Source organism: Streptomyces sp. NPDC088354 (assembly GCF_044753585.1).
Lineage (GTDB): Bacteria > Actinomycetota > Actinomycetes > Streptomycetales > Streptomycetaceae > Actinacidiphila.
Genome location: NZ_JBIVNJ010000021.1, coordinates 1 through 26,839, shown reverse-complemented (window position 1 = coordinate 26,839; position 26,839 = coordinate 1). Strand labels below are relative to the sequence as shown.

The 26,839-nt window shown below is 72.2% G+C and carries 28 protein-coding genes; 15 read left to right on the top strand and 13 right to left on the bottom strand.

The window, feature by feature from the left end:
* Positions 1-117 precede the first annotated feature (117 nt).
* The 7 genes from ACIP98_RS26490 (at position 118) to ACIP98_RS26460 (ending at position 8,462) form a co-directional block, all read left to right on the top strand.
* Complete coding sequence (locus tag ACIP98_RS26490; RefSeq protein WP_319658817.1) at positions 118-1,320, top strand: amidohydrolase; 1,203 nt, start codon at positions 118-120, stop codon at positions 1,318-1,320.
* A gap of 154 nt (positions 1,321-1,474) precedes the next feature.
* A complete protein-coding gene (locus tag ACIP98_RS26485) occupies positions 1,475-2,527 on the top strand; it encodes a BMP family ABC transporter substrate-binding protein (RefSeq protein WP_319658647.1) in 1,053 nt (350 codons plus the stop codon).
* A 223-nt stretch (positions 2,528-2,750) separates the two neighbouring features.
* Positions 2,751-4,352, top strand: a complete 1,602-nt coding sequence (locus ACIP98_RS26480; protein ID WP_319658818.1) for an ABC transporter ATP-binding protein — start codon at positions 2,751-2,753, stop codon at positions 4,350-4,352.
* A complete protein-coding gene (locus ACIP98_RS26475; RefSeq protein ID WP_401978255.1) occupies positions 4,349-5,464 on the top strand; it encodes an ABC transporter permease in 1,116 nt (371 codons plus the stop codon). Before ACIP98_RS26480 ends, ACIP98_RS26475 begins: the two co-directional genes overlap by 4 nt.
* The gene (locus ACIP98_RS26470; protein WP_401978253.1) at positions 5,461-6,750 is read left to right on the top strand and encodes an ABC transporter permease; all 1,290 of its coding nucleotides are present in this window, start codon (positions 5,461-5,463) and stop codon (positions 6,748-6,750) included. Before ACIP98_RS26475 ends, ACIP98_RS26470 begins: the two co-directional genes overlap by 4 nt.
* Complete coding sequence (locus ACIP98_RS26465; RefSeq protein ID WP_319658650.1) at positions 6,747-7,169, top strand: cytidine deaminase; 423 nt, start codon at positions 6,747-6,749, stop codon at positions 7,167-7,169. The genes ACIP98_RS26470 and ACIP98_RS26465 overlap by 4 nt, the downstream gene beginning before the upstream one ends.
* A gap of 15 nt (positions 7,170-7,184) precedes the next feature.
* Entirely contained in the window at positions 7,185-8,462 is a 1,278-nt protein-coding gene (locus tag ACIP98_RS26460) for a thymidine phosphorylase (protein WP_319658651.1), read from the top strand.
* Between the two features lie 98 nt (positions 8,463-8,560).
* Here the strand turns inward: ACIP98_RS26460 and ACIP98_RS26455 are convergent, their stop codons facing one another.
* Positions 8,561-9,832 (bottom strand): MFS transporter, encoded by a 1,272-nt coding sequence (locus tag ACIP98_RS26455; protein ID WP_319658652.1) that lies wholly within the window; start codon positions 9,830-9,832, stop codon positions 8,561-8,563.
* A 63-nt stretch (positions 9,833-9,895) separates the two neighbouring features.
* Between ACIP98_RS26455 and ACIP98_RS26450 the strand changes: the two genes are divergently transcribed.
* Entirely contained in the window at positions 9,896-10,876 is a 981-nt protein-coding gene (locus ACIP98_RS26450; protein ID WP_401978250.1) for a LysR family transcriptional regulator, read from the top strand.
* On the opposite strand, the gene ACIP98_RS26445 is transcribed toward ACIP98_RS26450, so the two are convergent.
* Positions 10,863-11,063: a DUF5999 family protein gene (locus ACIP98_RS26445; protein ID WP_319658655.1), complete on the bottom strand. Its 201-nt coding sequence runs from the start codon at positions 11,061-11,063 to the stop codon at positions 10,863-10,865. The two genes, ACIP98_RS26450 and ACIP98_RS26445, sit on opposite strands and share 14 nt — an antisense overlap.
* 114 nt (positions 11,064-11,177) lie before the next feature.
* On the bottom strand, positions 11,178-11,957 hold the full coding sequence (locus ACIP98_RS26440; RefSeq protein WP_401978248.1) for an alpha/beta hydrolase: 780 nt from the start codon (positions 11,955-11,957) through the stop codon (positions 11,178-11,180).
* A gap of 52 nt (positions 11,958-12,009) precedes the next feature.
* Between ACIP98_RS26440 and ACIP98_RS26435 the strand changes: the two genes are divergently transcribed.
* Positions 12,010-12,126, top strand: coding sequence for an excalibur calcium-binding domain-containing protein (locus ACIP98_RS26435; protein ID WP_401978353.1), 117 nt, complete (start codon positions 12,010-12,012; stop codon positions 12,124-12,126).
* Between the two features lie 137 nt (positions 12,127-12,263).
* Here the strand turns inward: ACIP98_RS26435 and ACIP98_RS26430 are convergent, their stop codons facing one another.
* Positions 12,264-13,379: an adenosine deaminase gene (locus ACIP98_RS26430; protein WP_401978246.1), complete on the bottom strand. Its 1,116-nt coding sequence runs from the start codon at positions 13,377-13,379 to the stop codon at positions 12,264-12,266.
* Between the two features lie 456 nt (positions 13,380-13,835).
* Here ACIP98_RS26430 and ACIP98_RS26425 point away from each other — a divergent pair, with 456 nt between their 5' ends.
* Positions 13,836-14,177: a hypothetical protein gene (locus tag ACIP98_RS26425; protein WP_319658658.1), complete on the top strand. Its 342-nt coding sequence runs from the start codon at positions 13,836-13,838 to the stop codon at positions 14,175-14,177.
* A 66-nt stretch (positions 14,178-14,243) separates the two neighbouring features.
* Here the strand turns inward: ACIP98_RS26425 and ACIP98_RS26420 are convergent, their stop codons facing one another.
* From ACIP98_RS26420 to ACIP98_RS26400, 5 genes are all read right to left on the bottom strand, one after another.
* Complete coding sequence (locus tag ACIP98_RS26420) at positions 14,244-14,444, bottom strand: PspC domain-containing protein (protein WP_319658659.1); 201 nt, start codon at positions 14,442-14,444, stop codon at positions 14,244-14,246.
* Between the two features lie 85 nt (positions 14,445-14,529).
* On the bottom strand, positions 14,530-15,021 hold the full coding sequence (locus tag ACIP98_RS26415; protein ID WP_319658660.1) for a VanZ family protein: 492 nt from the start codon (positions 15,019-15,021) through the stop codon (positions 14,530-14,532).
* A 53-nt stretch (positions 15,022-15,074) separates the two neighbouring features.
* Positions 15,075-15,800: a hypothetical protein gene (locus ACIP98_RS26410; RefSeq protein WP_401978243.1), complete on the bottom strand. Its 726-nt coding sequence runs from the start codon at positions 15,798-15,800 to the stop codon at positions 15,075-15,077.
* Positions 15,797-17,272, bottom strand: coding sequence for an ATP-binding protein (locus ACIP98_RS26405; RefSeq protein WP_401978352.1), 1,476 nt, complete (start codon positions 17,270-17,272; stop codon positions 15,797-15,799). Before ACIP98_RS26405 ends, ACIP98_RS26410 begins: the two co-directional genes overlap by 4 nt.
* Before the next feature lie 74 nt (positions 17,273-17,346).
* Positions 17,347-18,024 (bottom strand): response regulator transcription factor, encoded by a 678-nt coding sequence (locus ACIP98_RS26400; RefSeq protein WP_319658662.1) that lies wholly within the window; start codon positions 18,022-18,024, stop codon positions 17,347-17,349.
* Between the two features lie 187 nt (positions 18,025-18,211).
* On the opposite strand from ACIP98_RS26400, the gene ACIP98_RS26395 reads away from it, so the two are divergent.
* Positions 18,212-19,054, top strand: a complete 843-nt coding sequence (locus ACIP98_RS26395; protein ID WP_319658663.1) for a SigE family RNA polymerase sigma factor — start codon at positions 18,212-18,214, stop codon at positions 19,052-19,054.
* Between the two features lie 139 nt (positions 19,055-19,193).
* Here the strand turns inward: ACIP98_RS26395 and ACIP98_RS26390 are convergent, their stop codons facing one another.
* Positions 19,194-19,814, bottom strand: a complete 621-nt coding sequence (locus ACIP98_RS26390; RefSeq protein ID WP_401978241.1) for an ATP-binding protein — start codon at positions 19,812-19,814, stop codon at positions 19,194-19,196.
* A gap of 180 nt (positions 19,815-19,994) precedes the next feature.
* On the opposite strand from ACIP98_RS26390, the gene ACIP98_RS26385 reads away from it, so the two are divergent.
* Complete coding sequence (locus ACIP98_RS26385) at positions 19,995-20,348, top strand: hypothetical protein (protein WP_319658665.1); 354 nt, start codon at positions 19,995-19,997, stop codon at positions 20,346-20,348.
* A 487-nt stretch (positions 20,349-20,835) separates the two neighbouring features.
* Here the strand turns inward: ACIP98_RS26385 and ACIP98_RS26380 are convergent, their stop codons facing one another.
* Genes ACIP98_RS26380 through deoC form a run of 3 tightly spaced genes read right to left on the bottom strand, consistent with a single transcriptional unit; the run spans position 20,836 to position 24,241 of the window.
* Positions 20,836-21,759, bottom strand: a complete 924-nt coding sequence (locus ACIP98_RS26380) for an aldehyde dehydrogenase family protein (protein WP_319658666.1) — start codon at positions 21,757-21,759, stop codon at positions 20,836-20,838.
* The gene (locus ACIP98_RS26375) at positions 21,752-23,239 is read right to left on the bottom strand and encodes an aldehyde dehydrogenase family protein (RefSeq protein ID WP_319658667.1); all 1,488 of its coding nucleotides are present in this window, start codon (positions 23,237-23,239) and stop codon (positions 21,752-21,754) included. Before ACIP98_RS26375 ends, ACIP98_RS26380 begins: the two co-directional genes overlap by 8 nt.
* Positions 23,240-23,245: 6 nt before the next feature.
* Positions 23,246-24,241, bottom strand: a complete 996-nt coding sequence (gene deoC, locus ACIP98_RS26370) for a deoxyribose-phosphate aldolase (RefSeq protein ID WP_319658820.1) — start codon at positions 24,239-24,241, stop codon at positions 23,246-23,248.
* A 131-nt stretch (positions 24,242-24,372) separates the two neighbouring features.
* On the opposite strand from deoC, the gene ACIP98_RS26365 reads away from it, so the two are divergent.
* From ACIP98_RS26365 to ACIP98_RS26355, 3 genes are all read left to right on the top strand, one after another.
* Entirely contained in the window at positions 24,373-24,909 is a 537-nt protein-coding gene (locus tag ACIP98_RS26365; protein WP_319658669.1) for a SigE family RNA polymerase sigma factor, read from the top strand.
* A 46-nt stretch (positions 24,910-24,955) separates the two neighbouring features.
* A complete protein-coding gene (locus ACIP98_RS26360; RefSeq protein ID WP_401978238.1) occupies positions 24,956-25,909 on the top strand; it encodes a hypothetical protein in 954 nt (317 codons plus the stop codon).
* 78 nt (positions 25,910-25,987) lie between these two features.
* Positions 25,988-26,647, top strand: coding sequence for a PH domain-containing protein (locus ACIP98_RS26355; RefSeq protein WP_319658671.1), 660 nt, complete (start codon positions 25,988-25,990; stop codon positions 26,645-26,647).
* The last annotated feature ends 192 nt before the right edge of the window (positions 26,648-26,839 follow it).

Sequence of the window (26,839 nt, the reverse complement as noted above, 5' to 3'; positions counted from 1 at the left end):
TTTTTCTTCCTCGCGCGGAATGAATTTACGGCGATGTAGCGATCGGGAGAGCAGATGCGGTCTAGCCTGTCGGAGGTGAACGACTCACCCTCCGAACCCTCCGGAACCCCTGTGTCAGTGGCCCCCACCGTCCCCGCCGCGCCGGACGACGCCCTTCTGGGTGTGCTCCCCGAGCGCCTGCGGACGGAGCTCGTGGCGTTCCGGCGGGATGTGCACATGCATCCCGAACTGGGCCGCCAGGAGTTCCGCACGACGGCCGCGGTGAAGGCCCGCCTGGAGCAGGCCGGTCTCAAGCCCCGAGTGATGCCGGGCGGGACGGGCCTGATCTGCGACATCGGGGACACGGACCCGGAGCGGCCCCGGCTGGCCCTGCGCGCCGATCTGGACGCGCTGCCGATCCCGGACACCAAGCGGGTCGACTACCGTTCGACGGTCCCCGGCCGGGCGCACGCCTGCGGACACGACGTGCACACCACGGTGGTGCTGGGCGCCGGCCTGGTGCTGGCGGAGCTGCTGCGCGAGGGCAAGCTGCGGCGGCCGGTGCGGCTGGTGTTCCAGCCGGCCGAGGAGGTCATGCCGGGCGGGGCGCTGGACGCCATCAAGGCGAACGCGCTGGACGGCGTCGGCCGCATCCTGGCCGTGCACTGCGACCCCAAGGTCGATGTCGGCCGGATCGGGCTGCGGCAGGGGCCGATCACCTCGGCGGTGGACCGCCTGGAGCTCTCCCTGGACGGCGCGGGCGGCCACACCGCCCGCCCCCACCTGACCACCGACCTGGTGACGGCCACCGCCAAGATGGCCACCGAGCTGCCGGCCGTGCTGGCCCGCCGGGTCGACCCGCGGTCCGGGATGAGCATCGTGTGGGGCCGTATCGAGGCCGGCCACGCCTGCAACGTCATCCCGCAGCACGCCGAACTGGAGGGCACGGTCCGCTGCCTGGACCTGACCGCCTGGCACGAGGCGCCGGACCTGGTGCACGAGGTGATCGACCAGATCGCCGGCATGTATCGCGCCAAGTGGGAGCTGACGTACCACCGCGGCGTCCCGCCGGTGGTCAACGAGCACGACTCGACGGAGCTGCTGCGCGACGCCATGACGGCCCGCTACGGCGCGCACACCGTGGAGGACACCGAGCAGAGCCTCGGTGGCGAGGACTTCTCCTGGTACCTGGAGCAGGTGCCCGGCGCCCTTGCGCGGCTGGGGGTGCGTCCCGTGGGGGACACGACCAAGCGTGATCTGCATCAAGGTGACTTCGACGTCGACGAGGGAGCGATCAAGGTCGGGGTGGAGCTGTTCACCTCTGCTGCGCTGCTGGCATGACGGTGGGTGACCCGGCTGTCACGGCCGGGTCACCTGGCCGAAATGCGTCGATCCGATAACGGGCCGCCAACCCCCCTTTACCTGACATCTACGCGCGTTAAGCTCCGGGTTAAGCCAGCGCCGGACGGGGCGCTTCTAGTGAAGGGGTACCCTCTTGCGCCGGGTAACCAAGTTCGCCGCCGCGGGCATAGCCTCCGCGGCCCTCGCGCTCACCGCGACCGCTTGCGGCAGCAGTTCCAAGGACAGCGGCAGCGACAGCGACAAGAGCAGCGGCAAGCTCAAGGTCGGTGTCGCCTACGACGTGGGTGGTCGTGGCGACCACTCCTTCAACGACTCCGCCGCCGCGGGCCTGGACAAGGCCAAGACGGACTTCGGGATCGACGTCAAGGAGCTCACCGCGAAGACCTCGGACACCGAGGCCGACCGCGAGCAGCGCCTCGAGGACCTGGCGGACGCGGGCTACAACCCGGTCATCGGTGTCGGCTTCGCCTACGGCGACTCCATCAAGGCCGCCGCCGCGAAGTACCCCAAGACCACCTTTGCGATCGTCGACTCCGTCGTGGACGCCAAGAACGTCGACAGCATCGTCTTCACCGAGGAGCAGAGCTCCTACCTCGCCGGTGTCGCCGCCGCCCTGAAGACCAAGGACAACAAGGTCGGCTTCATCGGTGGCGTGGACATCCCGCTGATCAACAAGTTCGAGGCGGGCTTCCGCCAGGGCGTCACCGAGACCAACCCGAAGGTCAAGGTCACCACCCAGTACCTGACCAGCGGCTCCGACCTGTCCGGCTTCTCCGACCCGGCCAAGGGCAAGGCGGCCGCGCAGGGCATGCTCGACAAGGGCGTCGACGTCGTCTACGCCGCGGCCGGCTCCTCCGGCAACGGCGCGATCGAGGCCGTCGCGGGCAAGACCGGCGCCTGGGCGATCGGTGTCGACTCCGACCAGTACGCGCAGACCGGTCTGGTCAAGTACCAGAAGTCGATCCTGACCTCCGCGCTGAAGAACGTGGACGTCGCGGTCTACGACGCCGTGAAGTCCGTGAAGAACGGCGCCCCGCTGACCGGCACCCAGAGCTACGACCTCGCCAAGGACGGCGTCGGCCTGGCGACCAGCGGTGGCTTCATCGACGACATCAAGTCGCAGCTGGACGCGGCCAAGCAGAAGATCGTGAGCGGCGACATCAAGGTCAACACGACCGTCAAGTGACGCCCGGTCTCCTCTGAGTCACGGTCGCGAGGCTCGGTGGGGGATAGCCCAGGCTCTCCCCCGCCGGGCCTCGCGCCTGCGTTCCGCCCATTTCGGTCCCGGTGGTATCTGTTCTGACTCGCACCACTATGGATCTGGCAACGCTACGCGCATAGAGTTCCCTCCTCGCGGTACGTTCGCCACACCCGCCCCGCCCCGCTCTTTTCCGCGAGGAGAGTGCGTCATCAACGCGTCCAGCACCCCCAGTCCCCCTAGCCCCCTCAGTCCGCATGCCGTCGAGCTGCGCGGCATCACGAAGCGATTTCCCGGTGTCGTGGCCAACCACGACATCGACATCACCGTCCGCCGCGGCACCGTGCACGCCCTCGTGGGTGAGAACGGCGCCGGCAAGTCGACGCTGATGAAGATCCTCTACGGCATGCAGAAGCCGGACGAGGGCACCATCACCGTCGACGGCGAGCGCGTCACGTTCCACGACCCGGGTGACGCCATCGCCCGCGGCATCGGCATGGTGCACCAGCACTTCATGCTCGCCGACAACCTGACGGTCCTCGAGAACGTCGTGCTCGGCAGCGAGAAGCTCCACGGCATCGGCGGTCGCGCCCGTGCCAGGATCAAGGAGATCTCGGACGCCTACGGCCTCGGAGTGCGGCCGGACGTCCTGGTGGAAGACCTCGGTGTCGCCGACCGTCAGCGTGTCGAGATCCTCAAGGTCCTCTTCCGAGGCGCCCGTACGCTGATCCTCGACGAGCCGACGGCGGTCCTGGTCCCGCAGGAGGTCGACGCGCTCTTCGACAACCTGCGCGGTCTGAAGGCCGAGGGCCTGACCGTCATCTTCATCTCGCACAAGCTCGGCGAGGTGCTCTCCGTCGCGGACGAGATCACGGTCATCCGGCGCGGCACCACGGTCGGCTCGGCCGACCCGAAGACCACGACCCCCAAGCAGCTCGCGGAACTGATGGTGGGCAGCGAACTGCCGTCCCCGGAGACCCGCGAGTCCACGGTCACCGACGTCCCGATGCTGACCGTCGACGGCCTGCACCTGTCGGAGACCGACCTGGAGGGCATCGAGCGCGTCGTCCTGGACCGGATCTCCCTGACCATCCACAAGGGCGAGGTCCTGGGCATCGCGGGCGTCGAGGGCAACGGCCAGGCGGAACTGGTCGAGGCGATCATGGGCATCCTCCCGCCCGACGCCGGCCGGATCACCCTCGGCAGCACCGACATCACCCACCTCCCGACGCGCAAGCGCCGCGAGGACGGCATCGGCTACATCCCCGAGGACCGCCACCGGCACGCCCTGCTGCTGGAGGCCCCGTTGTGGGAGAACCGCATCCTCGGCCACGTCACGGAGCGCCCGAACAGCAAGGGCGGCCTCCTGGACCCGGCCGCGGCCCGCCGCGACACCGAGCGGATCGTGCGCGAGTACGACGTCCGCACCCCCGGTATCGAGGTCACCGCCGCGTCCCTGTCCGGCGGCAACCAGCAGAAGCTGATCGTCGGCCGCGAGATGAGCCACCAGCCGCGGCTGCTGATCGCCGCGCACCCCACCCGGGGTGTGGACGTCGGCGCCCAGGCCCAGATCTGGGACCAGATCCGCGAGGCCCGGCGCGAAGGCCTGGCCGTGCTGCTGATCTCCGCGGACCTGGACGAGCTGATCGGCCTGTCCGACACCCTGCGCGTCATGTACCGCGGCCGCCTGGTCGCCGACGCCGACCCCGCCACCATCACCCCGGAGGAGCTGGGCTCCGCGATGACGGGCGCCGCCGCCGGTCATCTCGAGCACGAGAACGGCGACGCCGCCCACGGGGGAGAGGACCGATGAAGAAGATCGACAAGGAGCGGCTGCTCCTCGCGGTCGCCGCGCCCGTGCTGGCGATCGTCGCCTCGTTCGTGATCACCGCGCTCGTGCTGCTGGCCACCGGCAAGGAGCCGTTCGGCGCCTTCAGCACGATGATCGACTACGGCTTCAAGAGCGACAGCCAGGTCGAGATCATCAACAAGGCGACCACCTACTACATCGCGGGTATCGCGGTCGCCGTCGGCTTCCGCATGAACCTGTTCAACATCGGCGTCGAGGGCCAGTACCGGCTCGGCGCCTTCTTCGCCGCCGCGGTCGGCGGGGCGGTGACCCTGCCGAGCTTCCTGCAGATCCCGCTGATCATCGTGGTGGCCATGGTGGTCGGCGGCATGTGGGCCGGCATCGCGGGCGTCCTGAAGACCAGCCGCGGCGTCAGCGAGGTCATCGCGACCATCATGCTGAACGCGATCGCGCTGTCGATCGTCGGCTACTTCCTCAAGGCGGGCCGGCTCGGCCACCTCGACAAGGCGCAGACGTCGGTGTCGACCACGCCGCTGCCCTCGTCCGGCCACCTGTTCAACTTCGACATGGGCGAGGACATCGGCCAGATCTACGGCTTCGTCGTCCTCGCCCTGATCATCGGCGTCGGCTACTGGTTCGTCCTCGGCCGCACCCGCTTCGGCTTCGACCTGCGCAGCGTCGGCCTGTCCGAGAGCGCGGCCACCGCCAGCGGTGTCAGCGTCAAGCGCATGGTGCTCTACAGCATGCTGATCTCCGGCGCCCTGGCGGGCCTGACCGGCCTGCCGCTGCTGCTGAACGACGTCCACGCCTACGGTGCCGACCTCTTCCCGGCGGGCATCGGCTTCACCGGCATCTCGGTGGCGCTGCTCGGCCGCAACAACCCGATCGGCGTCGCGCTGGCCGCGCTGCTGTGGGGCTTCCTGGAGCGCGGCTCCGGCCGCCTGGAGTTCGACGGCTACGACAAGGAGATCGTCGGCGTGATGCAGGGCGTCATCGTCCTGAGCGTCGTCATCGCCTACGAGCTCGTCCGCCGCTACGGCCTCAAGCGCCAGCAGCAGAAGGTCGGGGAGCAGCTCGCCGCCCAGGCCGGCATCAAGAAGGAGGTGACGGCGTGACCGCCACGACGACCCACACCCCGCCGCCCGCGGCTCCCAAGCCGGCCGGCACCAAGGGCCGCAAGGTCCGCCTCTCCTTCCCGATGATCCTGCTGATCGTCGCCGGCGCCCTCGCGCTGGTGTCGGTCGTACGGATCGTCACGGGCCAGGACCAGCTCACCGCGCAGGGCCAGATCACCGCGGCCCTCGGGCTCGCCGTGCCGATCGGTCTGGCCGGTCTGGCCGGTCTGTGGTCCGAGCGCTCCGGCGTGGTCAACATCGGCCTCGAGGGCATGATGATCCTCGGCACCTTCTTCGGTGCCTGGGCCGGCTGGCAGACCAACCCCTGGGTCGGCGTGCTCGCCGGTGTCGTCGGCGGCGCGGTCGGCGGCCTGGTCCACGCGGTCGCCACCGTCACCTTCGGCGTGGACCACATCATCTCCGGTGTGGCGATCAACATCCTGGCGCTCGGCGCGACGCAGTACCTCGCCAAGCTCTGGTTCACGGGCGGCGAGGCGGCGACCAAGGGCGGCAACCCCAAGCAGTCCCCGCCGATCGACTCCCTGCCGTCGTTCGACATCCCCGGGCTGTCCGACTGGCTGGCCGGCATCGAGAAGCACGGCTGGTTCTTCGTCTCCGACCTCGCCGGGGTCGTCGGCGGCCTCGTCACCGATGTCTCGGCGCTGACGCTCGTCGCCGTCGTGCTCTTCGTCGGCAGCTTCTTCCTGCTGTGGCGCACGGCCTTCGGCCTGCGGCTGCGGTCGGCCGGCGAGAACCCGGTGGCCGCCGAGTCGCTGGGCGTCAACGTGTACCTGTACAAGTACGTGGCCGTGATCGTCTCCGGTGCCCTGGCCGGCCTCGGCGGCGCGTTCCTGGCGATGGTGCCCACGCACATCTACCTGGAGGGCCAGACCGGCGGCCGCGGCTACATCGGTCTCGCCGCGATGATCTTCGGCAACTGGCGGGTGGGCGGTCTCGCCGCCGGCGCCGGCCTGTTCGGCTACTCCGACGCGCTGCAGCTGCGCAACGGCGGACCGACCGTCCACGCGCTGCTGCTGCTCCTGGTGATCCTGCTGGTGCTGCTCGGCGCCTGGAAGCTGTGGAAGCGCAACCTGTGGCAGGGCGTGACCAGCCTGGCCGTGGGCGCGCTGGTGCTGGTCTGGTACCTGCTCACCGACGAGGTCCCGGCCGAGTTCGTGGGCGCGACCCCGTACGTCGTCACCCTGCTGGTGCTCTCCCTGTCGGCGCAACGCCTGCGCATGCCCAAGGCTGACGGTATGCGCTACCGAAAGGGTCAGGGGAAGTGACCGGCTCCGCGGGCCCGGCCGACCTCGAAGGGGTCGACTGGGAGGGCCTGCGGGCGCAGGCCCGGGACGCCATGTCCCGGGCCTATGTGCCCTACTCCCACTTCCCGGTGGGAGCCGCCGCCCTGGTGGACGACGGCCGTGTCATCGCCGCGTGCAACGTGGAGAACGCCAGCTACGGTCTCGGCCTGTGCGCCGAGTGCGGGCTGGTCTCGCTCCTGCACGCGACGGGAGGCGGCCGGCTCGTCGCGTTCACCTGCGTCGACCGCAACGGCGACCAGCTGATGCCCTGCGGCCGCTGCCGCCAGCTGCTGTGGGAGCACGGCGGCCCCGATCTGCTGGTCGAGATGTCCGACGGCATCCGCACCATGCGGGACGTCCTGCCCGACGCGTTCGGCCCGGACGACCTGACCAACCGCTGAGAAGGTACGTGAACTATGGACGCCATTTCCGTCATCCGCACCAAGCGCGACGGCGGCCGCCTCGACGACGGGCAGATCGACTGGGTCATCGACGCCTACACCAAGGGTGAGGTCGCCGACGAGCAGATGTCCGCGCTCGCCATGGCGATCCTGCTCAACGGCATGGACCGGGCGGAGATCGCCCGCTGGACCGCGGCGATGATCAACAGCGGCGAGCGGATGGACTTCTCCTCGCTGCCGCGCCCCACCGCCGACAAGCACTCCACCGGCGGCGTCGGCGACAAGATCACGCTGCCGCTCGCGCCCGTCGTGGCCGCCTGCGGCGCGGCCGTGCCCCAGCTGTCCGGCCGGGGCCTCGGCCACACCGGCGGCACCCTGGACAAGCTGGAGTCCATCCCCGGGTGGCGGGCGCTGCTGTCCAACGAGGAGATGCTGCGGGTCCTGGGCGACACCGGCGCGGTCATCTGCGCGGCGGGGGACGGCCTCGCCCCGGCCGACAAGAAGCTGTACGCGCTGCGCGACGTGACGGGCACCGTCGAGGCGATCCCGCTGATCGCCTCCTCGATCATGTCGAAGAAGATCGCGGAGGGTACGGGCTCGCTCGTGCTCGACGTCAAGGTCGGCTCCGGCGCCTTCATGAAGAACCTGGAGCAGGCCCGCGAACTGGCCTCCACCATGGTGGGCCTGGGCACCGACCACGGCGTCAGAACCGTCGCCCTGCTCACCGACATGGCCACCCCACTGGGCCTGACCGCGGGCAACGCCCTGGAGGTCCGCGAGTCCGTCGAGGTGCTGGCGGGCGGCGGCCCGGCCGACGTGGTGGAGCTGACCCTCGCGCTGGCCCGCGAGATGCTCGACGCGGCCGGCCTGAAGGACGCCGACCCCGCCAAGGCGCTGGCCGACGGTTCCGCCATGGACGTGTGGCGCCGCATGGTCGCCGCCCAGGGCGGCGACCCGGACGCGGCGCTGCCCGTCGCGCGCGAGCGGCACGTGGTCACCGCCGAGAAGTCCGGTGTGCTCACCGGGCTGGACGCCTACGCCGTCGGCGTCGCCGCCTGGCGCCTCGGCGCGGGCCGGGCCCGCAAGGAGGACCCGGTGCAGGCCGGCGCCGGCGTCGAGATCCACGCCAAGCCCGGTGCGACGGTCACGCAGGGGCAGCCCCTGCTGACCCTGCACACCGACACCCCGGAGAAGTTCGACTACGCCCTGGCGGCCCTCGCCGGCGGCGTCGCGATCTCCCCGGCGGGCACGGCGTTCACGCCCCGGCCGATCGTGCTGGACCGGATCGCCTGACCGTGGGCGGGCCCCGGTGACGGGACAGTGAGCGGGGCCGGTGGACGTCCACCGGCCCCGCTCCCTTCCCCTCCGCGGTCGCGCCCGCGGATCGCGGTTCAGCCCGCGGTGCGGACCGCCCGTCCGCGGTGCTCGGCGAGGGCGCGCCGGGTGGCGTGCAGGGTGATCCCGGCGACCCCCACGACCGCGGCGAGGCAGAGCACGACCGTGCCGTCCCATCCCGCCGAGTGGAAGGCGGACGCCCCCAGGGTGCCGCCGAGGCTGTTGCCGATGTAGTACGCCGTCAGATAGAGGGCGGAGGCCTGGGCGCGGCCGGTGGTGGCGGTGCGGCTGACGGCGCCCGAGGCGATCGCGTGACCGGTGAAGAAGCCGGCGGTGATCAGCACCAGGCCGGTGAGCACGGCGGCGAGGGAGCCGGCGAGGCTCAGCAGCAGGCCGGTGGTCACCAGGGCCGCGGCGACGTACAGAGCGCCGCGCCGGCCTATGCGTCCGTGCAGCACGCCCGAGGCCGCCGAGGCGGCGGTACCCACCAGGTACACCAGGAAGACGAGGCCGATGGCGGTCTGGGAGAGGCCGAAGGGCTCCTCGCCGAGCCGGTAGCCCAGGACGTTGTAGACGGCGCCGAAGACCGCCATGAACAGCAGCCCGATCGCGTAGAGGCGGCGCAGCAGCGGCGTCCGCAGGTGGCCCACGACGGTGCGCAGCAGGGCCGCCGGATTGACCGGCCCCGGACGGAAGTTGCGCGCGGGCGGGATCAGCAGGCGGAAGGCGACGGCGCACAGCAGCGCCATGGCGCCGGCGGCGAACAGCGCGGTGCGCCAGCCGAAGGCCTGGGCCAGGGCGCCGGTCAGGACCCGGGAGCTCATCCCGCCGATGCTGTTGCCCGCCACGTACAGGCCGATCGCGGAGGCGACCGCCTTGGGGTGGATCTCCTCGGCGAGGTACGCCATGGCCGTCGCGGGCAGCCCTGCCAGGGCCACGCCCTGGACGGCGCGCAGGACTACGAGCGTGGTCAGGTCCGGGGCGAAGGGGATGGCCAGGGCCAGTGCCGAGGCGCTGAAGACCGAGGTCGTCATCACCGCGGTGCGGCCGTACTTCTCGCTCAGCGCGCTCACCGGCAGCAGGGCCAGCGCGAGTGCGGCCGTGGTGGCCGAGACGGTGAGGCTGGCCTGCGCCGGGGTGAGCGAGAGGCCTGCGGAGAGCGCGGGGAGCAGGGCCTGTGTCGAGTAGAGCAGGGCGAAGGTCGCGAGTCCGGCGGCGAACAGCGCCACGTTGGCGCGGCGGTAGCCGGGTCCGCCCGGGCGGAGCGCGTCGGCGAAGGCGGCGTCCGGCCGTGCCACGGCGGACGCCCCTGTATCGGCAGGAGGCATGTCCACACGCTAGGACGGCTCCGTTTCATGCGTCCAATGCACGGACTGGCCATAATCGTTCCCATGGTGCATGAGGCGAGGTCAACGACGCCGGTTCCGCCGTCCCGTGACGCGGGCGACATTCGCGCGGAGCTGGACAGCGCCTCCTGGGCGGCCGTCCTCGCGCCCCGGCTCGCGCAGTTCGCGGCGGTCGCGCGGCACGAGCACGTGACACGGGCGGCGCGGGAGCTGGGCGTGCCGCAGTCGACGCTCAGCCGGGCCATGGTCCGGCTGGAGACCGATCTGGGCGTCACGCTCTTCGCCCGCCAGGGGCGCACCGTCTCGCTGACCCCCGCAGGGCGCGGCTTCCTCGGCTCCGTGGAGCGCGCGCTGGCGGAGGTGGACCGGTCGGCGGAGTCGGCACGCGCCGGAGCCGACCCGGAGACCGGGCTCGTCGCCTTCGGCTTCCTGCACACCCTCGGCTCGGAGACCGTACCGGCCCTGCTGCGGGAGTTCCGCGCCGACCACCCGCGGGTGCGCTTCCAGCTCGTGCAGAACTACAGCGAGGCGATGCTGGCCGGGCTGCGCGCGGGTCAGCTGGACCTCTGCCTGACCTCACCCGTTCCCGACGCGCCCGACCTGGTCACCCGGCGCCTGGACGAGCAGCGGCTGCGGCTGGTCGTCCCCGACGGCCACCGGCTCGCGGGACGGCGCAGGATCCGGCTCGCGGAGGCCGCCGGTGAACTCTTCGTCACCCTCGAACCGGGCTACGGGCTGCGCCGGATCGCCGACGCGCTCTGCGCCGAGGCCGGGTTCACCCCGCGCGTCGCCTTCGAGGGCGAGGAGACCGAGACCCTGCGCGGCCTGGTCGCCGCCGGGCTGGGGGTGGCGCTGCTGCCACCGCCGCTGGTCCCCCGCCCCGGTGTGGTGGAGCTGTCGGTGACGGCGCCGCGCGCGGTGCGCGAGATCGGGGTGGCCTGGCTCGGCGGTCACCCGGACACGGCGCCGGTGGCGGCCTTCAAGAAGTTCCTGATCGGGCGGCGCGGCAGGCTCATCCCGGGGTGAGCGGCGGGTCCGTCGGACGGCGCGGACCGACGACCCGGCCGTCGGGCAGGATCTCCCCGGTGTCCTCGAAGAGCAGGACGCCGTTGCACAGCAGACTCCAGCCCTGCTCGCCGTGGGACGCCACCACATGCGCCGCCTCATGGTCGGAAGCGTCGGCGGACGGGCATTGCGGCTGGTGCAGACACATGACGGACCTCACTTTCCACCGGCTGCGGCGATGCTTCCCCGCCCCACCGACACCGGCCGTACGGCCGTGCGGCGCGCAGGCGAACGCCGGGACAGCTCTTGGTGCCGGAGGGCGTCAGCGCAGTGGAGCGCGGCCGAAACCCGCCGCCAGCGGCATGCGCAGACCGAGCGGGGGAGGCGCGGCGAGGGCGTCGGCGACCGGGCGGGCGAAGGAACGTCCCAGCAGGGTCCCGAGGACGAAGTCGGCGGCCAGCGCGGAGACTTCGAGGCGGTGCTCGGTCAGCTGATGGCCGTCGGAGTGCACCTCGAAGCGGCACACGTCCCGGTTGACCTTCTTCGCGCGCTCGGCGAGCCGGTAGGACAGGTCGGGATGGGTGGAGTGGTCGTTCGTGCCGTGCACGAGCATCACGTGGCGGCCGATCAACTGCTTGACCGGATCGGGCTCCAGGGCGTCGGGCAGCCACGGGGCTATCGCCACCACGGAGTTGACGGCCGGGTGGCCGGCCGCCCGCAGCGCGGCGCGGCCGCCCATGTCCATGCCGACCAGGGCCACCGGCACGTCGCCGTACCGCTGCACGACCTCGTCCACGGCCCACTGGGCGTCCTGCGCGGGGTGCGCGTGACCGCCGTTCCAGCCGCGGAAGCGGTAGTGCACGACGTGCACGGCCAGGCCCTCGCCCCGGCCGGCCGCCCGCACCAGCCGCCGGGCCAGGGGCACCATGGCGGCGGCCGCCACCGGCGAACGCCGGCGCGTGCTCAGCGCGCTGCCCCCGGGCAGCACGAGTACGGCGGCCCGGACGGTCTCGTCCGATTGCCGCCGTGCCGCCGGGGTCAGCCCCGGAGTGACTCTCTTTCCCAACCGCGCACCACGCACCGGTAAAGCTTGCGAAGCCATGGCGTAACCATGGCAGACGGGAAGGTGTGCACGACCTGGCCGGGAGGTCAATATTCGGCATCATCCACGGGCTCCACGCGCGTACGGCCGCGCGAGGCCGACCGCTCCTCGAAGGGGGCGGCCGTCCGGCGGCCTCGACCGTGACGGCGACGGAGTCGCCTGCGAGTAGCCCGCCGCCGGGTCCGCGGCGTCGGTCCACCGGGGAGCCGGTCAGGGACTCACCCGTTCCTGGCCGGCGCCACCGCGATCACCGGGGGTGCGGGCGGCCTTGCCGCAGCGGGTCGCGCGCCGGCCCCCGCCGGCGCCTCACCCCTGGAACAGCCACTCACTGCGCAGCGCCGAGTACCCCGGCTTGATCACCTCGTCGATCAGCGCCAGCCGCTCGTCGAACGGGATGAACGCCGACTTGAGCGCGTTGATCGAGAACCACTCGAAGTCCCGCAGCGTGTACCCGAACGCCTCCGCCAGGTGCTCGAACTCCCGGCTCATGCTCGTCCCGCTCATCAGCCGGTTGTCGGTGTTCACCGTCACCCGGAACCGCAGCCGGCGCAGCAGCCCGATCGGATGCTCCTCGTACGACGAGGCCGCCCCGGTCTGGAGGTTCGAGGTCGGGCACATCTCCAGCGGGATGCGCTTGTCCCGCACGTACGACGCCAGCCGGCCCAGCTTCACCGACCCGTCCCCGGCCACCTCGATGTCGTCGATGATGCGGACACCGTGCCCCAGCCGGTCCGCGCCGCACCACTGGAGCGCCTGCCAGATCGACGGCAGGCCGAACCCCTCGCCGGCGTGGATGGTGAAGTGGAAGTTCTCCCGCTTCAGGTACTCGAAGGCGTCCAGGTGGCGGGTGGGCGGGAAACCGGCCTCCGCGCCCGCGATGTCGAAGCCGACCACGCCCGCGTCGCGGTAACGGATCGCCAGCTCCGCGATCTCCTGCGACCGCGCCGCATGGCGCATCGCCGTCAGCAGCGCCCCCACCCGAATGCGCCGGCCCTCCTCACGGGCGCGCCGCTCGCCCTCCCGGAAGCCCTCGTTGACGGCCTCGACGACCTCCTCCAGGCCCAGACCTCGCTCGACGTGCAGTTCCGGCGCGAACCGCACCTCCGCGTACACCACGCCGTCGGCGGCGAGGTCCTCGGCGCACTCCGCGGCGACCCGCACCAGGGCCTCGCGCGTCTGCATCACGCCGACCGTGTGCGAGAACGTCTCCAGATACCGCTCCAGCGACCCCGAATCGGCCGCCTCGCGGAACCACGCCCCGAGCTTGCCGGGGTCCCACTCCGGCAGCCCCTCGTAGCCCGACGCACGGGCCAGGTCGACGACCGTGTCCGGCCGCAGACCGCCGTCCAGATGGTCATGAAGCAGCACCTTCGGCGCGCGCCGGATCTGCTCAGAACTCGGGACCACGCTCTGGCTCGTCATTTCCGCACTCTAACTCCTACGCGCATAGAACGGGCCCCGGATACGGCACCGCTGCGCGTGGCCGACGGACGTGCCGCACGACCGCCCCCGGTCCACGGGGCCCGGGCCCGTGGGAGTGGCGGCTCGTCAACGCGATGAAACCGGCGTTCATCCCTTTCGATGAACGGTTGGCCATGATCAACGACGTCGTCGAGCCCCGGTGGGCCGAGCCGAAGGACGAGCGGCTGTTCCGCCGGACGTCCGCCACACCGCCCTCGGCCAGCGGTTCCGCGTCCGGGGCGGGAGTGAACCGCGGGGCGGGCCAGGGTGCGCCGGGGCGGGGACGGCGCGCCGCGCGGCCGTGCGCGTCCGCTTGCGCCGCGGTGCCCCGCATCGCTACGTTCCGGATTCCCGCGGCTACGGCCCGTGTGCCGGCGCGGCGGACGCTCCATCTCCCCCATCACGAGGATCGCAACCATGAAGACCGGAACCGTCAAGACTCTCGGTGCCGCCGCGCTGGGCGTGGCCTTCGTCGGTGCCGCCGCGGGCGCCGCATCCGCCGCCCCGGCGACGACCGACATGGGCCTGCCCCAGGTGCCGAACCTGCCGGCCACCTCTCTGCCGGTCAACCAGGTGGCTCAGGCGGTCCCGCTCGACTCGCTCGCCGGCAACCTGCCCAAGGCGGGCAACGTCGTCCCCGGTGCGCAGAACACCCCCGTCGCGCTGAACACGCTGCTCGGCGGCCTGCCCCTCGGCAAGCTCCCGATCGGGGGGCAGCTCGGCCAGCTTCCGCTGCAGGGCCTGCCCATCGGTGGCTGAACCCGTCCGTGCGCGAGGGTCGCACCCCCGATGGGGTGCGGCCCTCGCGCGTCGTGGCGCCGGCGGCTACAGCGCGGCCGCGGTGCGCCCCTCGGCGGGCAGCACGATCCACAGCGCCAGGTAGAGCAGGAACTGCGGGCCGGGCAGCAGGCAGGAGAGCAGGAAGATCACGCGCATCGTGGTGTGCGAGGTGCCGAACCGGTCGGCGAGCCCGGCGCAGACCCCGGCGATCATCCGGCCGTGACGCGGGCGGACCAGAGACGACATGGCGGGTGCTCCTTCGGGAGTTCCAGGCCGGTCCCTCCGGCCGATGACATCACCGTACGAGCGCATACCACCGCGAATCATCGCTCTACGGGGCGACCCCGACCCTGGAAATCCTCGGGGTCCGGCCCCGAGAGCCGGCGGGGCCCGGGGCGGTGACCCGCGCACCGCGCCGCCGCAGCCAGGCACGCGCGGCCGGCACGACCGCGAGATGGGTCAGCGCGACGCCCGCGGTGTTGAGCAGCAGGGCGTCCACGTCGAAGATCTGACCCGGCACGCCGGTCTGCATGAACTCCAGGGTCAGTGAGATCATCAGCCCGGCGAACACCGTCCGCGCGAACGAGCCCGCGGCGGAGACCTGTGCCCGCCCCCCGGCCATGGGCAGCAGCACCCCCAGCGGGGCCAGTAGCACCAGTCCGGCACCCAGCGCGCGGGCCGCCGCCAGGGGCGGCAGGGCGAGGTCGGTGCGGATCGTCGCCAGGGGGCGCAGGTTCGGCGCGTCGACCCAGGCGACGTACTGCGGTCGCAACAGCAGCCATCCCACCAGGGTCAGATGAACCGCGGCGAGTATCAGGCCCACCGCGCGCACTTTCGGGAGAGAGCCGTTGCGCCGCACGAATGGAAGGACGTCCGTCACTTCACGGCGGTTCCAGCGGTTTCGGCGGCCCCGGGGTCGGTGCGCAGGTCGCTGGTGCAGGTGAAACGACGCACCTGTGCGCCGTCCGAACCGCCCAGCACCACCGAGCCGTCGGAGGACAGCGTGGGGTTGCCCGCGTAGGTGCACACCAACTGCGCGAGCGCGAACGGCGGCAGCTCCGACAGCGGCGCGCTCAGCCGCAAGGTGCCCCGGGGATCGCCGGCACGCGGTCCCTCCACGGCGAGGTCGCCCTGCACGGCGGTGCCGAAGCCGGCCGACGCCTCGGCCATCCCGAGCCGTTGCTGGAGTTCCCGCAGCAGCGCCACCGCGGTGCCGAGCCGGGTCAGCCCGGCGAGGGCGACGGAGCGGTGCACGTCGGCGACCTGCGAACTGCACACCAGGTACACGGTGGCGACGGACTGCGCGGCGGAGGGCGCCGCCGTCGCGGAGGCGGCTGCGGAGGCGAGGCCGGAGGCAGTCGCAGTGGCAGTGGCGTTGGCAGTCGCGGTGGCGGAGGCCGCCGCCGTCGCCCGGGTGTCGTCCGGTACCGCGCACGACACCCGCGACGGCGCCGGTCCCGCGTCCACCGGTACGGAGGTCGTGCGGATGCCGCAGCCGGCCGCCAGCGCCGCGCACACCAGGGCGAGGAGCGGGGCGCGCCACCGCCGGGAGGAGCCCGGCACCGCGGGGTACGGGGCGGTGCCCCGGGGCGGCTGCGTCACGTGCTCACGTTCCCTTCCTCGGGCTCCGGGGTGAGATCGTCCCCACCGCCCATCGGCAGCCGCAGGGTGAAGACCGCGCCCCCACCGGGGGCGTTGGCCGCGGTGATGCCGCCGCCGTGGATGTGCGCGTTCTCCAGCGCGATCGACAACCCCAGACCGCTGCCCTCGGAACGGGCGCGGGAGGCGTCGGCCTTGAAGAACCGGTCGAAGACGTGCGGCAGGACGTCCTCGGGGATGCCGGGACCGTTGTCGGCGACCTCGACGACCAGTTCCTCGCCGTCCTGCCGCACCTTGACCCGGACCGGCGAGCCGCCGTGCTTGAGGGCGTTGCCGATCAGGTTGGCCAGGATGACGTCCAGGCGGCGCGGGTCGAGCCGCGCGATGATGCCGCGCGGCGCGTCGAGGTCGACCGCGTCCAGCCAGGCACGGGTGTCCATGCACGCGGTCACCATGTCGGAGACGTCCACCGCGTCCTCGACGAGCCGGGCGGTGCCCGCGTCGAAGCGGGTGACCTCCATCAGGTTCTCCACCAGTTCGCCCAGCCGCTTGGTCTCGCTCACCACCAGCCGCACCGCCGGGGCGATCATCGGGTCGAGGGAGTCGGCCTCGTCCTCCAGCACCTCGGTCACGGCGGTGATCGCGGTCAGCGGGGTGCGCAGCTCGTGCGACATGTCGGCGACGAAGCGGCGGCTGGCCGCCTCGCGCTGGCTGAGCTCGTCCACGCGCCGCTCCAGGCGCTCGGCGGTGCGGTTGAACGTCCGCGACAGCTCGGCGAGTTCGTCGGTGCCGGTGACGCGCAGCCGTGTGTCGAGCTTGCCCTCGCCGAGCCGCCGCGCCGCGTCGCCGAGCCGGGCCACGGGCCGCAGCACGGTGGAGGCGGCGGCCTGCGCCAGCAGTGCGGCGCCGATCAGGGCGAGCGCGGTGGCGATGCCCAGCGACCAGGCCAGCGAGTTGAGGTCCTTGCGCTCGGCCTCCAGCGACTTGAACATGTAGCCGGTCGGGCCGCCCCCGATCACCTTGGCGCCGCCCACCAGGTAGGGCTGGCCGCCGCGGGTGATCCGCTGCCAGTACAGGTGGTACTCGGCGGGGTCGCCCTGCTTGGGGTTGCGCTTCTCGACGGCCTTGCGCAGCGACTGCGGCACCGCGTCCAGCGAGAGTCCGTCGCTGCTCGACTTGGTCGCGCAGTGCTCGCCGTCCGGCCCGGTGCCGATGAGGATCACCTGGTAGTTCTGGGTGCTCGCGCCGATGCTGCGCGTCGCGTCGGCCAGTTTGTCGCAGGACGGATGGCGCGGCAGCGATCCGGCGTTGCGCGTCATCGACGCACGGAAGTCGTTCAGCGCCGCGTTCTGGGCGCGGGTGAGCACGGCGTCGCGGTTGAGCCAGTACGCGATGCCGGAGGCGGACACGGCGGCGGCCAGCGCCACGGCGGCGAAGACCACCACCAGGCGCAGCCGCAGGCTCGTGAGCCGCAGCAGTCGTGATCGCCAGCCGTTCAGCCGCTGGTCCGCGGCCTCGTCCTCGGCGGCGTACTCGTGATGCCCTGGGTTCACGCCGGTGCGTCCAGGCGGTATCCGACGCCTCTGACGGTACGGATCAGAGTGGGTGACGACGGCACGTCCTCGATCTTGGCGCGCAGCCGCTGCACGCAGGCGTCGACCAGGCGGGAGTCACCGAGGTAGTCGTGCTCCCAGACCAGGCGCAGCAGTTGCTGCCGGGACAGCGCCTGCCCTGGCCGGCGGCTGAGCTCCAGCAGCAGGCGCAGTTCGGTGGGGGTCAGCTGCAGGTCCTCGCCGTTCTTCGTGACGGTCATCGCGGAGCGGTCGATCACGATGCTGCCGAAGGCCGCCGAGTCGGAGCTGTCCCGCTCGCCGCGGCGCAGCACCGCGCGGATGCGGGCGTCCAGCACGCGCGGCTGGATCGGTTTGAGGACGTAGTCGTCCGCACCGGACTCCAGGCCCACGACGACGTCGATGTCGTCGCTCCGCGCGGTCAGCAGGATGATCGGCAGTTGGTCGGTGCGCCGGATCCGCCGGCACACCTCGAAACCGTCGATCCCGGGCAGCATGACGTCCAGCACGATCAGGTCCGGCCGCTGCTCGCGCAGCAGCTTCAGCCCGTCCTCGCCCGTCGCCGCGGCCACCACTCGGTGGCCTTGGCGCGACAGGGCGAGTTCGAGGCTCGCTCGGATGGCGTCGTCGTCCTCGATCAGCAACAGGAAAGGCACGCCCGCATTCTCCACCAAGGACGGCCGCGGAAGGTACCTGTGGCGTCTGTGACGGGCCTGTGACACTCGGCGGACAGCGTCATGAAACTGGCCCGGCAGTCTATTGGTCACGGCGAGGGCGTCCCTGGGCGAAGCCCCCGCCGGACCGAGACAGACACCAGGCAGGCTCCACCCACGGGGGCGCGAAATGAACGCACTGCACAGCACGACGACGGCAGTACTTCAGCCGCTCCCGCTCGTCTCCCACCAGCCCGTCCGCAACGAGGAGCTTCGCCCGGCCGCCGCGGTGCACACCGCGGCCCGGGGCGTGGAGAAGTCCGGTGCCACGGGCGGGCGGGGGTGCGCTCGTGGCACCGGACGTGGGGTGATCCGCAACCGGCCGCCGTTCTTCACGGCGATCGAGGGCGGTCACGGGGGACACGGGGGTGTCGCGTACGGAGAGGCCACGGGGGCCTCGGGGGACCTCGCCGGCCCGGCCACGGGCGGCGAGGAGGAGCGGCGGACCTCGGCGGAGGCGGACTTCACCGCCTACGTCCAGGAGCGCCGGGCCTCTCTGTACGCGACCGCGTACCACCTGACCGGTGACCGGTTCGAGGCGGAGGACCTGCTGCAGAGCGCGCTGTTCTCCACCTACCGGGCCTGGGACCGGATCAGCGACAAGGCGGCGGTCGGGGGCTACCTCCGCCGCACGATGACCAATCTGCACATCAGTGCCTGGCGGCGCCGCAAGCTCAACGAGTACCCGACCGAGGAGCTGCCGGAGACGGTGGGCGACTGCGACGAGATGCGCGGCACCGAGCTGCGCGCCGTGCTCTGGCAGGCGCTCGCCAAGCTGCCGGAGACCCAGCGCACGATGCTGGTGCTCCGCTACTACGAGGGCCGCACCGACCCGGAGATCGCCGGCATCCTCGGCATCAGCGTCGGCACGGTGAAGAGCAGCATCTGGCGCTCGTTGCGCCGGCTGCGTGAGGACCAGACGCTCAGCGCGGGCGTCGACGAGGAAGGGGCGTTCGGCGAGCTGGTGGCCTGACGCCGCGGAGCCCCGGGGGGATCGGGGGAGCGGGGGCTCCACAGCGGGGGGAGGGGGGAGAGGGAGCGGTCGCGTACGGCGGGGGGTCCGTGCGCACCGCTCCCTCGTTCATGTCTTACGGGAGTGCGAGCCGAATCGTTCAGACCCGGACGGGAATCGGTTCGTAACGAGCACCGGTGATCCGTTCCAGTGCCTCGTCCCGGTCGCACACATGGGCCCCGAGCGCCGAGTGCCGGGCCACGATGTGCCGTTCGGCCCGCATCAGGTTCCAGCCGCGGCGCAGCAGGAAGGGCACCGACTTGCGGCCCTCGCGCAGGTCCCGCACGAAGCGGCGGCGGGCGGTGGTGACCGCGCCCCGGCTCAGGCACAGGGCGTCGGCGAGCAGCCCGAGGCCGGCGCACCGCGCGGCGATGTCGGCGGCGAAGATGCCCTCGGCGATGAACAGCGGTGCCCCGTCGAGCCGCACGGCCGTGCTGCCGGTGACGGAGCTGGACGAGAGGTCGTACTCGGGGACGTCGGTCCGCCCGGTCGCGCACAGTTCGGCGACGGCGGCGAGGGCGGCGTCCGCCTTCCAGGACGCCGGTGAGTCCCAGTCGGTGCCGATGCCGCTCGGCAGCGCGGGGAGGGTCGGGTCGCCGCCCTCCTTGTAGAAGTCGTCCAGGCGGAGGATCGGCAGCCCGGTGCGGGCGGCGAGCGAGGACTTGCCGGACCCGGAGGGGCCGGTCAGCAGGATCACGCGGGCGACGAGGTGGGAGCTCACGGAACACCAGTGTGGGGCATTCCGCCTTTGGGGTGACCCTCGGGGACATGTTTTGGACGCGTGATGTTCAACCGAATACCGTACGTGGCGACATCGTCGCGTACGGAGACGGCCGCCGGCCCGCGACCGGCCCCGGTCTCCGGCCCGGCACCGGTTCAGTGACCAGGCAGGTGGACCTTCATGGCGCAGCTCTCCCGTACCCTTCTCCGCACCGCAGCCCTCGCGGTGTCGTCCGTCGCCGCCCTCGCGGTGGCCGGGGCGGCGCAGGCGGGCGCGGCGCAGCCCGACGGGCAGGGCAGCACCGACAAGTCCGCCAAGGAGACCGCGTCGGCCGTCGTCGGCACCATCAACTACCTGCCGGTCAACCCGCTGGCGCGCACCAGCGTCAACCCCCTGGACAACGCGGTGGGTTCGCAGATCAGCGACTTCAAGCCGGTCTCCACCGCCATGCTCACCAAGCCGGTCGCCGACAGCCGCTCGGTCGCCGACCTGCCGCTCGTGGGCGGCCTGGTGCGCACGCTCCAGGGCCACTGACCGTCGTTTCCGCCTCGCCCCGCTCCGGCCGGTGACTTCCGGGCCGGGCGGGGCGCCTTGCCGCGTCGTCCCTCATGCACGCCGGGATCCGCCGCGCGGCGGTCCGCGCGACAGGTGGCGGCGGCACGGAAGGGCCGCGGACCCGCACCGGGTGCACGGACGAGCGTCGAGCGGTCCCCGGACGGGGCCACCACTGGCGCATGACGGCGTACAACGGCCGGTGGCGGCCGGAAGCAGTCCCGGTCCCGGCACCTGTCACGCCGACGTGACGCTGCTGAAGAGCGCGCCCGGCGAACTCGCCTGCGTGATGCCGCACACACCCGGTCCGTCCCCGCGCCGATGAGCGCCGCTCGACCTGCCGGACGGCGTACGAACGCCTCGCTTGCTCATCGGCGGGCACGACGACGGACGACACCGGGGACACGGCGGCTCGCCCCGCCGTCGAGAAGGCTCCCCGGCGGCGGAACGGGCCGCCGGGGAGTCCGGGTCAGTAGGCGGAGCCGGAGCCCGCGCCCGCACCCGCCGGGTGCCACACGGTCTTCGTCTCCAGGAACGCGGTCATGCGCTCCGTGCCGGGCTCGGCCGCCCAGTCCACAGCCTGTGGACGCAGCACCCGCTTGAGGTTGTCCGCGGCGGCCACCTCCAGCTCCCGGGCCAGATCGGCGTCGTGCGCCGCGCCCGCGAGGTCGATGGCGTTGACGTCCTGGTGCGCGGCGAGCGTCGGGGCGATCTCGGACGTCCGGCCGGACAGCAGGTTGACCACACCGCCGGGCACGTCCGAGGTGGCCAGCACCTCGCCCAGCGACAGCGCGGGCAGCGGGGCCTTCTCGCTCGTGACGACGACCGCCGTGTTGCCGGTGGCGATCACCGGGGCGATCACCGACACCAGGCCGAGGAAGGACGACTCCTGCGGCGCGAGGACCGCCACGACACCGGTGGGCTCGGGGCTGGAGAGGTTGAAGTACGGCCCCGCCACGGGGTTGGCGCCGCCGACGACCTGGGCGATCTTGTCGGTCCACCCCGCGTACCAGACCCAGCGGTCGATCGCGGCGTCCACGACGGCGGCCGCCTTCGACTTCGACAGCCCCTCGGCCTCGGCGACCTCGCGCACGAACTGGTCCCGGCGGCCCTCCAGCATCTCCGCGACGCGGTAGAGCACCTGGCCCCGGTTGTACGCGGTCGCGCCGGACCAGCCGGCGACGGCCTTGCGGGCGGCGGAGACCGCGTCACGGGCGTCCTTGCGGGAGGACTGCGGCGCGTTGGCGAGCCAGCCGCCCTTGGAGTCGGTCACCTCGTACACCCGCCCGCTCTCGCTGCGGGGGAACTTGCCCCCGACGAACAGCTTGTAGGTCTTGAAGACGGACAGCCGCGCTGCCTCCGGCTTCTCGGACTTCTCGGGCTTGTCAGACATCGAGGTACCCCTCCAGACCGTGCCGGCCGCCCTCGCGGCCGAAGCCGGACTCCTTGTAGCCGCCGAACGGCGAGGTCGGGTCGAACTTGTTGAACGTGTTGGCCCACACCACACCCGCGCGGAGCTGGTTCGCGACCGACAGGATGCGCGAGCCCTTCTCGGTCCAGATGCCGGCCGACAGGCCGTACGGCGTGTTGTTGGCCTTCTCCACGGCCTCGGCCGGGGTGCGGAAGGTCAGCACGGACAGCACCGGGCCGAAGATCTCCTCGCGGGCGATGCGGTGCGCCTGGGTGACACCGGTGAACAGCGTCGGCGCGAACCAGTAGCCGGAAGAGGGCAGTTCGCACTCGGGGGACCAGCGCTCGGCGCCCTCGGCCTCCCCGGCCTCGGCGAGCGCGGTGATCCGTGCCAGCTGCTCGGCGGAGTTGATGGCGCCGACGTCGGTGTTCTTGTCCAGCGGGTCGCCGACGCGCAGCGTCGACAGCCGGCGCTTGAGCGCGTCCAGCACCTCGTCGGCCACCGACTCCTGCAGCAGCAGGCGGGAGCCGGCGCAGCAGACCTGGCCCTGGTTGAAGAAGATGCCGTTGACGATGCCCTCGACGGCCTGGTCGATCGGGGCGTCGTCGAAGACGATGTTGGCGCCCTTGCCGCCCAGTTCCAGCGTGACCTTCTTCTTCGTGCCGGCGACGCTGCGGGCGATCTGCTTGCCGACCCCGGTGGAACCGGTGAAGGCGACCTTGTCGACGTCCTCGTGCGCGACGAGCGCGGCGCCGGCGTCACCGTAGCCCGGGAGGATGTTGACGACGCCCTTGGGCAGACCCGCCTGGCGGCAGATGTCGGCGAAGAACAGCGCGGACAGCGGCGTGGTCTCGGCGGGCTTGAGGACCACGGTGTTGCCGGCGGCCAGCGCCGGGGCGATCTTCCACGCCAGCATCAGCAGCGGGAAGTTCCACGGGATGACCTGGCCGGCCACGCCCAGCGGGCGGGGGTTCGGGCCGTAGCCGGCGTGCGAGAGCTTGTCCGCCCAGCCGGCGTAGTAGAAGAAGTGCGCGGCGACCAGCGGGAGGTCGGCGTCGCGGGTCTCCTTGATCGGCTTGCCGTTGTCCAGGGTCTCCAGTACGGCCAGTTCGCGCGAGCGTTCCTGGACGATCCGGGCGATGCGGAACAGGTACTTGGCCCGCTCGGAGCCGGGCAGCGCCGACCACGAGGCGAAGGCGCGGCGGGCGGCCCGCACGGCGCGGTCCACGTCCGCCTCACCGGCCCGGGCGACCTCGGAGAGCACTTCCTCGGTGGACGGGCTGACGGTCTTGAAGACCCTGCCGTCGGCGGCCTCGGCGAACTCGCCGTCGATGAACAGGCCGTAGGAGGGCGCGATGTCGACGACGGAACGGGACTCCGGCGCGGGCGCGTACGCGAAGGCGGAGCCCGGCCTCGGCTGCTCGGACCGCTGCGCGTGGTTCTTCTGGGTGTTCTTGGTCATGGGTTCTCAGTCCACCGTCACGTAGTCGGGACCGGAGTAGCGGCCGGTGCTCAGCTTCTGGCGCTGCATGAGCAGGTCGTTGAGCAGGCTGGACGCGCCGAAGCGGAACCACTCGTTGCTCAGCCACTCGTCGCCCACGGTCTCGTTCACCAGCACCAGGAACTTGATGGCGTCCTTGGAGGTGCGGATGCCGCCGGCGGGCTTCACGCCGATCTGGACGCCGGTGGCGGCGCGGAAGTCGCGCACGGCCTCCAGCATCAGCAGGGTGTTGGCGGGGGTCGCGTTGACCGCGACCTTGCCGGTCGAGGTCTTGATGAAGTCGGCGCCGGCGAGCATGCCGAGCCAGGAGGCGCGGCGGATGTTGTCGTACGTCGCCAGCTCGCCGGTCTCGAAGATCACCTTGAGGCGGGCGGAGCTTCCGTCGGCGCGGCGGCAGGCCTCCTTGACCGCCTTGATCTCCTCGAAGACCTTCAGGTAGCGGCCGGACAGGAAGGCGCCGCGGTCGATGACCATGTCGACCTCGTCGGCCCCGGCGGCCACCGCGTCCGCGGTGTCGGCGAGCTTGACGGGCAGTGCGGCACGGCCGGCCGGGAAGGCGGTGGCGACGGAGGCGACCCGGACGCCGGAGGAGCCGAGGGACTCCTTGGCGATCGCGGCCATGTCCGGGTAGACGCAGATCGCGGCGACCTGGGGGGCCGTGCGGTCGGTCGGGTCCGGGGTGACGCCCTTGGCGCACAGCGCCCGGACCTTGCCCGGGGTGTCCGCGCCTTCGAGCGTGGTCAGGTCGATCATGGAGATCGCCAGGTCGATGGCGTAGGCCTTCGCCGTGGTCTTGATCGAGCGGGTGCCGAGGCTTGCGGCGCGGGCCTCGAGGCCGACCGCGTCGACGCCGGGCAGCCCGTGCAGGAAGCGGCGCAGCGCGGCGTCGGAGGACGTGACGTCGGACATCGACGCCAGCCTCGCCGCGGCGTCCGGGCCGTGAGCGGGAACAGTGGTGGGCATGGTCACCAGACGAGCATATCTACGCGCGTAGCGAATGTCACCGGGGAGAAAGGCATCCATCTGATCCCGCCGGGCCGCCCGGGCAACCGAATCCGGAGGAGTGGCGGTCTGGTGGGTGAAGGGGGTCATCGATGAACGCAGACCACGAGGCGGAGTTCCAAGGGTACGTCCGCGCCAGATGGGCCCAGCTGGTGAGGACGGCCTATCTGCTCACGGGTGACAGGCATCACGCCGAGGACCTCGCGCAGACCGCCCTCGCCAAGGCCTACCGGTCCTGGCGCAGGATCCAGCGCAGGGACAACCCCGACGCTTATGTGCGCCGGATCCTGATCACCTGCAACAAGGACCGGTTCCGCAAGAAACGGGTGCCCGAACGGCTGGTGGACATGCCGCCGGACGGTGTCGGCGCCGATCCCACGGCGCGGGTGGCACAGCGGCAGGTGCTGCTGGCGGCTCTCGGCGAGCTGCCGAGCCGGCAGCGGGCCGTGGTGGTGCTGCGCTACTGGGACGACCTGTCGGAGACCGAGGTGGCCGAGTCCCTCGGTTGCTCGGTCGGCACGGTCAAGAGCCAGGCGGCCAAGGGCCTGGCCAAACTCCGCGTCCGGCTGGGCCCTGCGGTGGAGCACACGGCAGGAGCCGGCGCGGGCGTGGGGGTGCGGACGTCATGAGGCACAGCGGACAGCACACGAGGACCGGGGAGAGCGGAGGAGTCCGATGAGGGACACAGGACACGGCGCGGGGCACGGCCCGGCGGAGCAGGACACGGAGTTCGAGGCCGTGCTGCGCGAGCTTCTGGAGGAGCAGACGGAGGTGGTGCGAGCGGGCGAGGCGCCCGTCGCCTCGATCCTGCGGCAGGGCAGGACGGACCGCAGACGCCGCATGGCCGCCGCCGGGGCGGGGCTGGCCGTGCTCGCCGCGCTGCCGGGGACGGCCCTCGCGGTGCACTTCCAGCCGGAGGGGCGCGGCACGACCGCGCTGCCCGGCGACGCCGCGTCGACGGCGAGCACCGCTCCGCGGCACTCCGCCGCGTCACCGCGGGTGAGCCGGACGCCGAGCGGCCCGGAGGGGCCGCTCACACCTGGGCAGCTGACGGACGGCATCACCCTGGAGCGGGCGAGCAGCGCACTGGAGAAGTGCCTGGCAGCCCAGAAGGCCCATGAGCACAGGGGCGTCCCCGCCGGCGACGCAGGCAAGGCCGAGGACTACCGCGTCATCCTGGCCATGAACGCCACAGGCGACGAGAACTCCCCCGGCGACGGGATCAATGTCGTGGCGGTCAAAAAGCCCGGCGGCACGCCCACCCGGCTGCTTTGCACCGAGAAGAACGGCGAGCCGGGTCTCAACACCAGCGCCGGCGCCGAGCCCGAGGGGGCGCCGGTGCAGCCGGACGTCAACGCCTTCCGGCTCTACAAGCAGGACACCAGCACCGGTCCCGGCCTGCCGTACGTCTTCCCCTTCCGCTGGGGCAGCATCGGCACGGTGAAGCCCGGGGTCGCCGAGGTCACCGTCGCCTACGGCGGCGTCACGAAGCAGGCGGTGCTCGACCACGGGTACTTCGTCGCGACCGGCGTCCTGACCAAGGCGGCGAGCGCCCTGCCGCACATCAAGGGCTATGACACCGCGGGCAAGCTGGTCTACGACTCGGCCGACGACAAGGGGTACGCGTAGGCAGCCGCTGACGCCGATGCACTAACGCAACCTCCGCCCCGTGAGGCAGCGGCGGCCCGTCGGGCACAATCTGATCTCATGACGAGCTCGCAGACCCCCGCCCCCGACCCGCAGCCCGAACCGGGGCAGCCGAAGTACGCCGACCGGTCCTACCGCTCGGCGGCTGGTATCGGCGGCGGAGTGATCATGCTCGCCATCGCCCTCTGGCTCGGCATCGACGCGATCGTCCGGGGCGACGGCCGCACTCCCTGGGTTGCTCTGGCGCTGCTGGTGCTGGTCGTGCCGCTGATCGTCGCCTTCAGCCTGCGCCCGGTGGTGTTCGCGGGGGAGGAACGGCTGCGGGTGCGCAACCCCTTCCGGACGATCACCGTGCCGTGGGCCGCGGTGGAGGGACTGCGCTCCGGTTACTCCACGGAGCTGTTCGCCGGGAGCAGGAAGTACCAGCTGTGGGCGGTGCCGGTGTCGATGCGGGCCCGCAAGCGTGCGGCGCGGGCCCAGGCCCGGGCGGCGTCCGCGACCGAGTCGGGCACTGCCCCGAGGGGGCGCTTGGGCGCGTCGGACTCCGTCCCCACCAGGGCTTGGTCCGACCGGGTCGTCGCCGAACTGCGTGAGCTCGCCGAGAAGAACGCGGGCCGCGACACCGCCCAGGGCGAGGTCACGGTGCGCTGGGCGTACGAGGTGATCGCACCCGCGGCGGCCGGGGCGATCGCCCTGGTGGTCCTGCTCGCCACGGGCTGAGCCGGGGGCCCGCCCGGGGCCGGGCCCAGACCTTGGTTCCGGCTGCCGGTCCGGCCGATTCCTCTCCCCTGTGGTCTGGGGGAGGACACCCCCCCGACCACGGAGCGTCGGGGGGGGGGGGGGGGGGGGGGGGGGGCGCCCCCCCCCCCCCCCCCCCCCCCCCCCCGGGGGGGGGGGGGTAGCGAGCCCGGG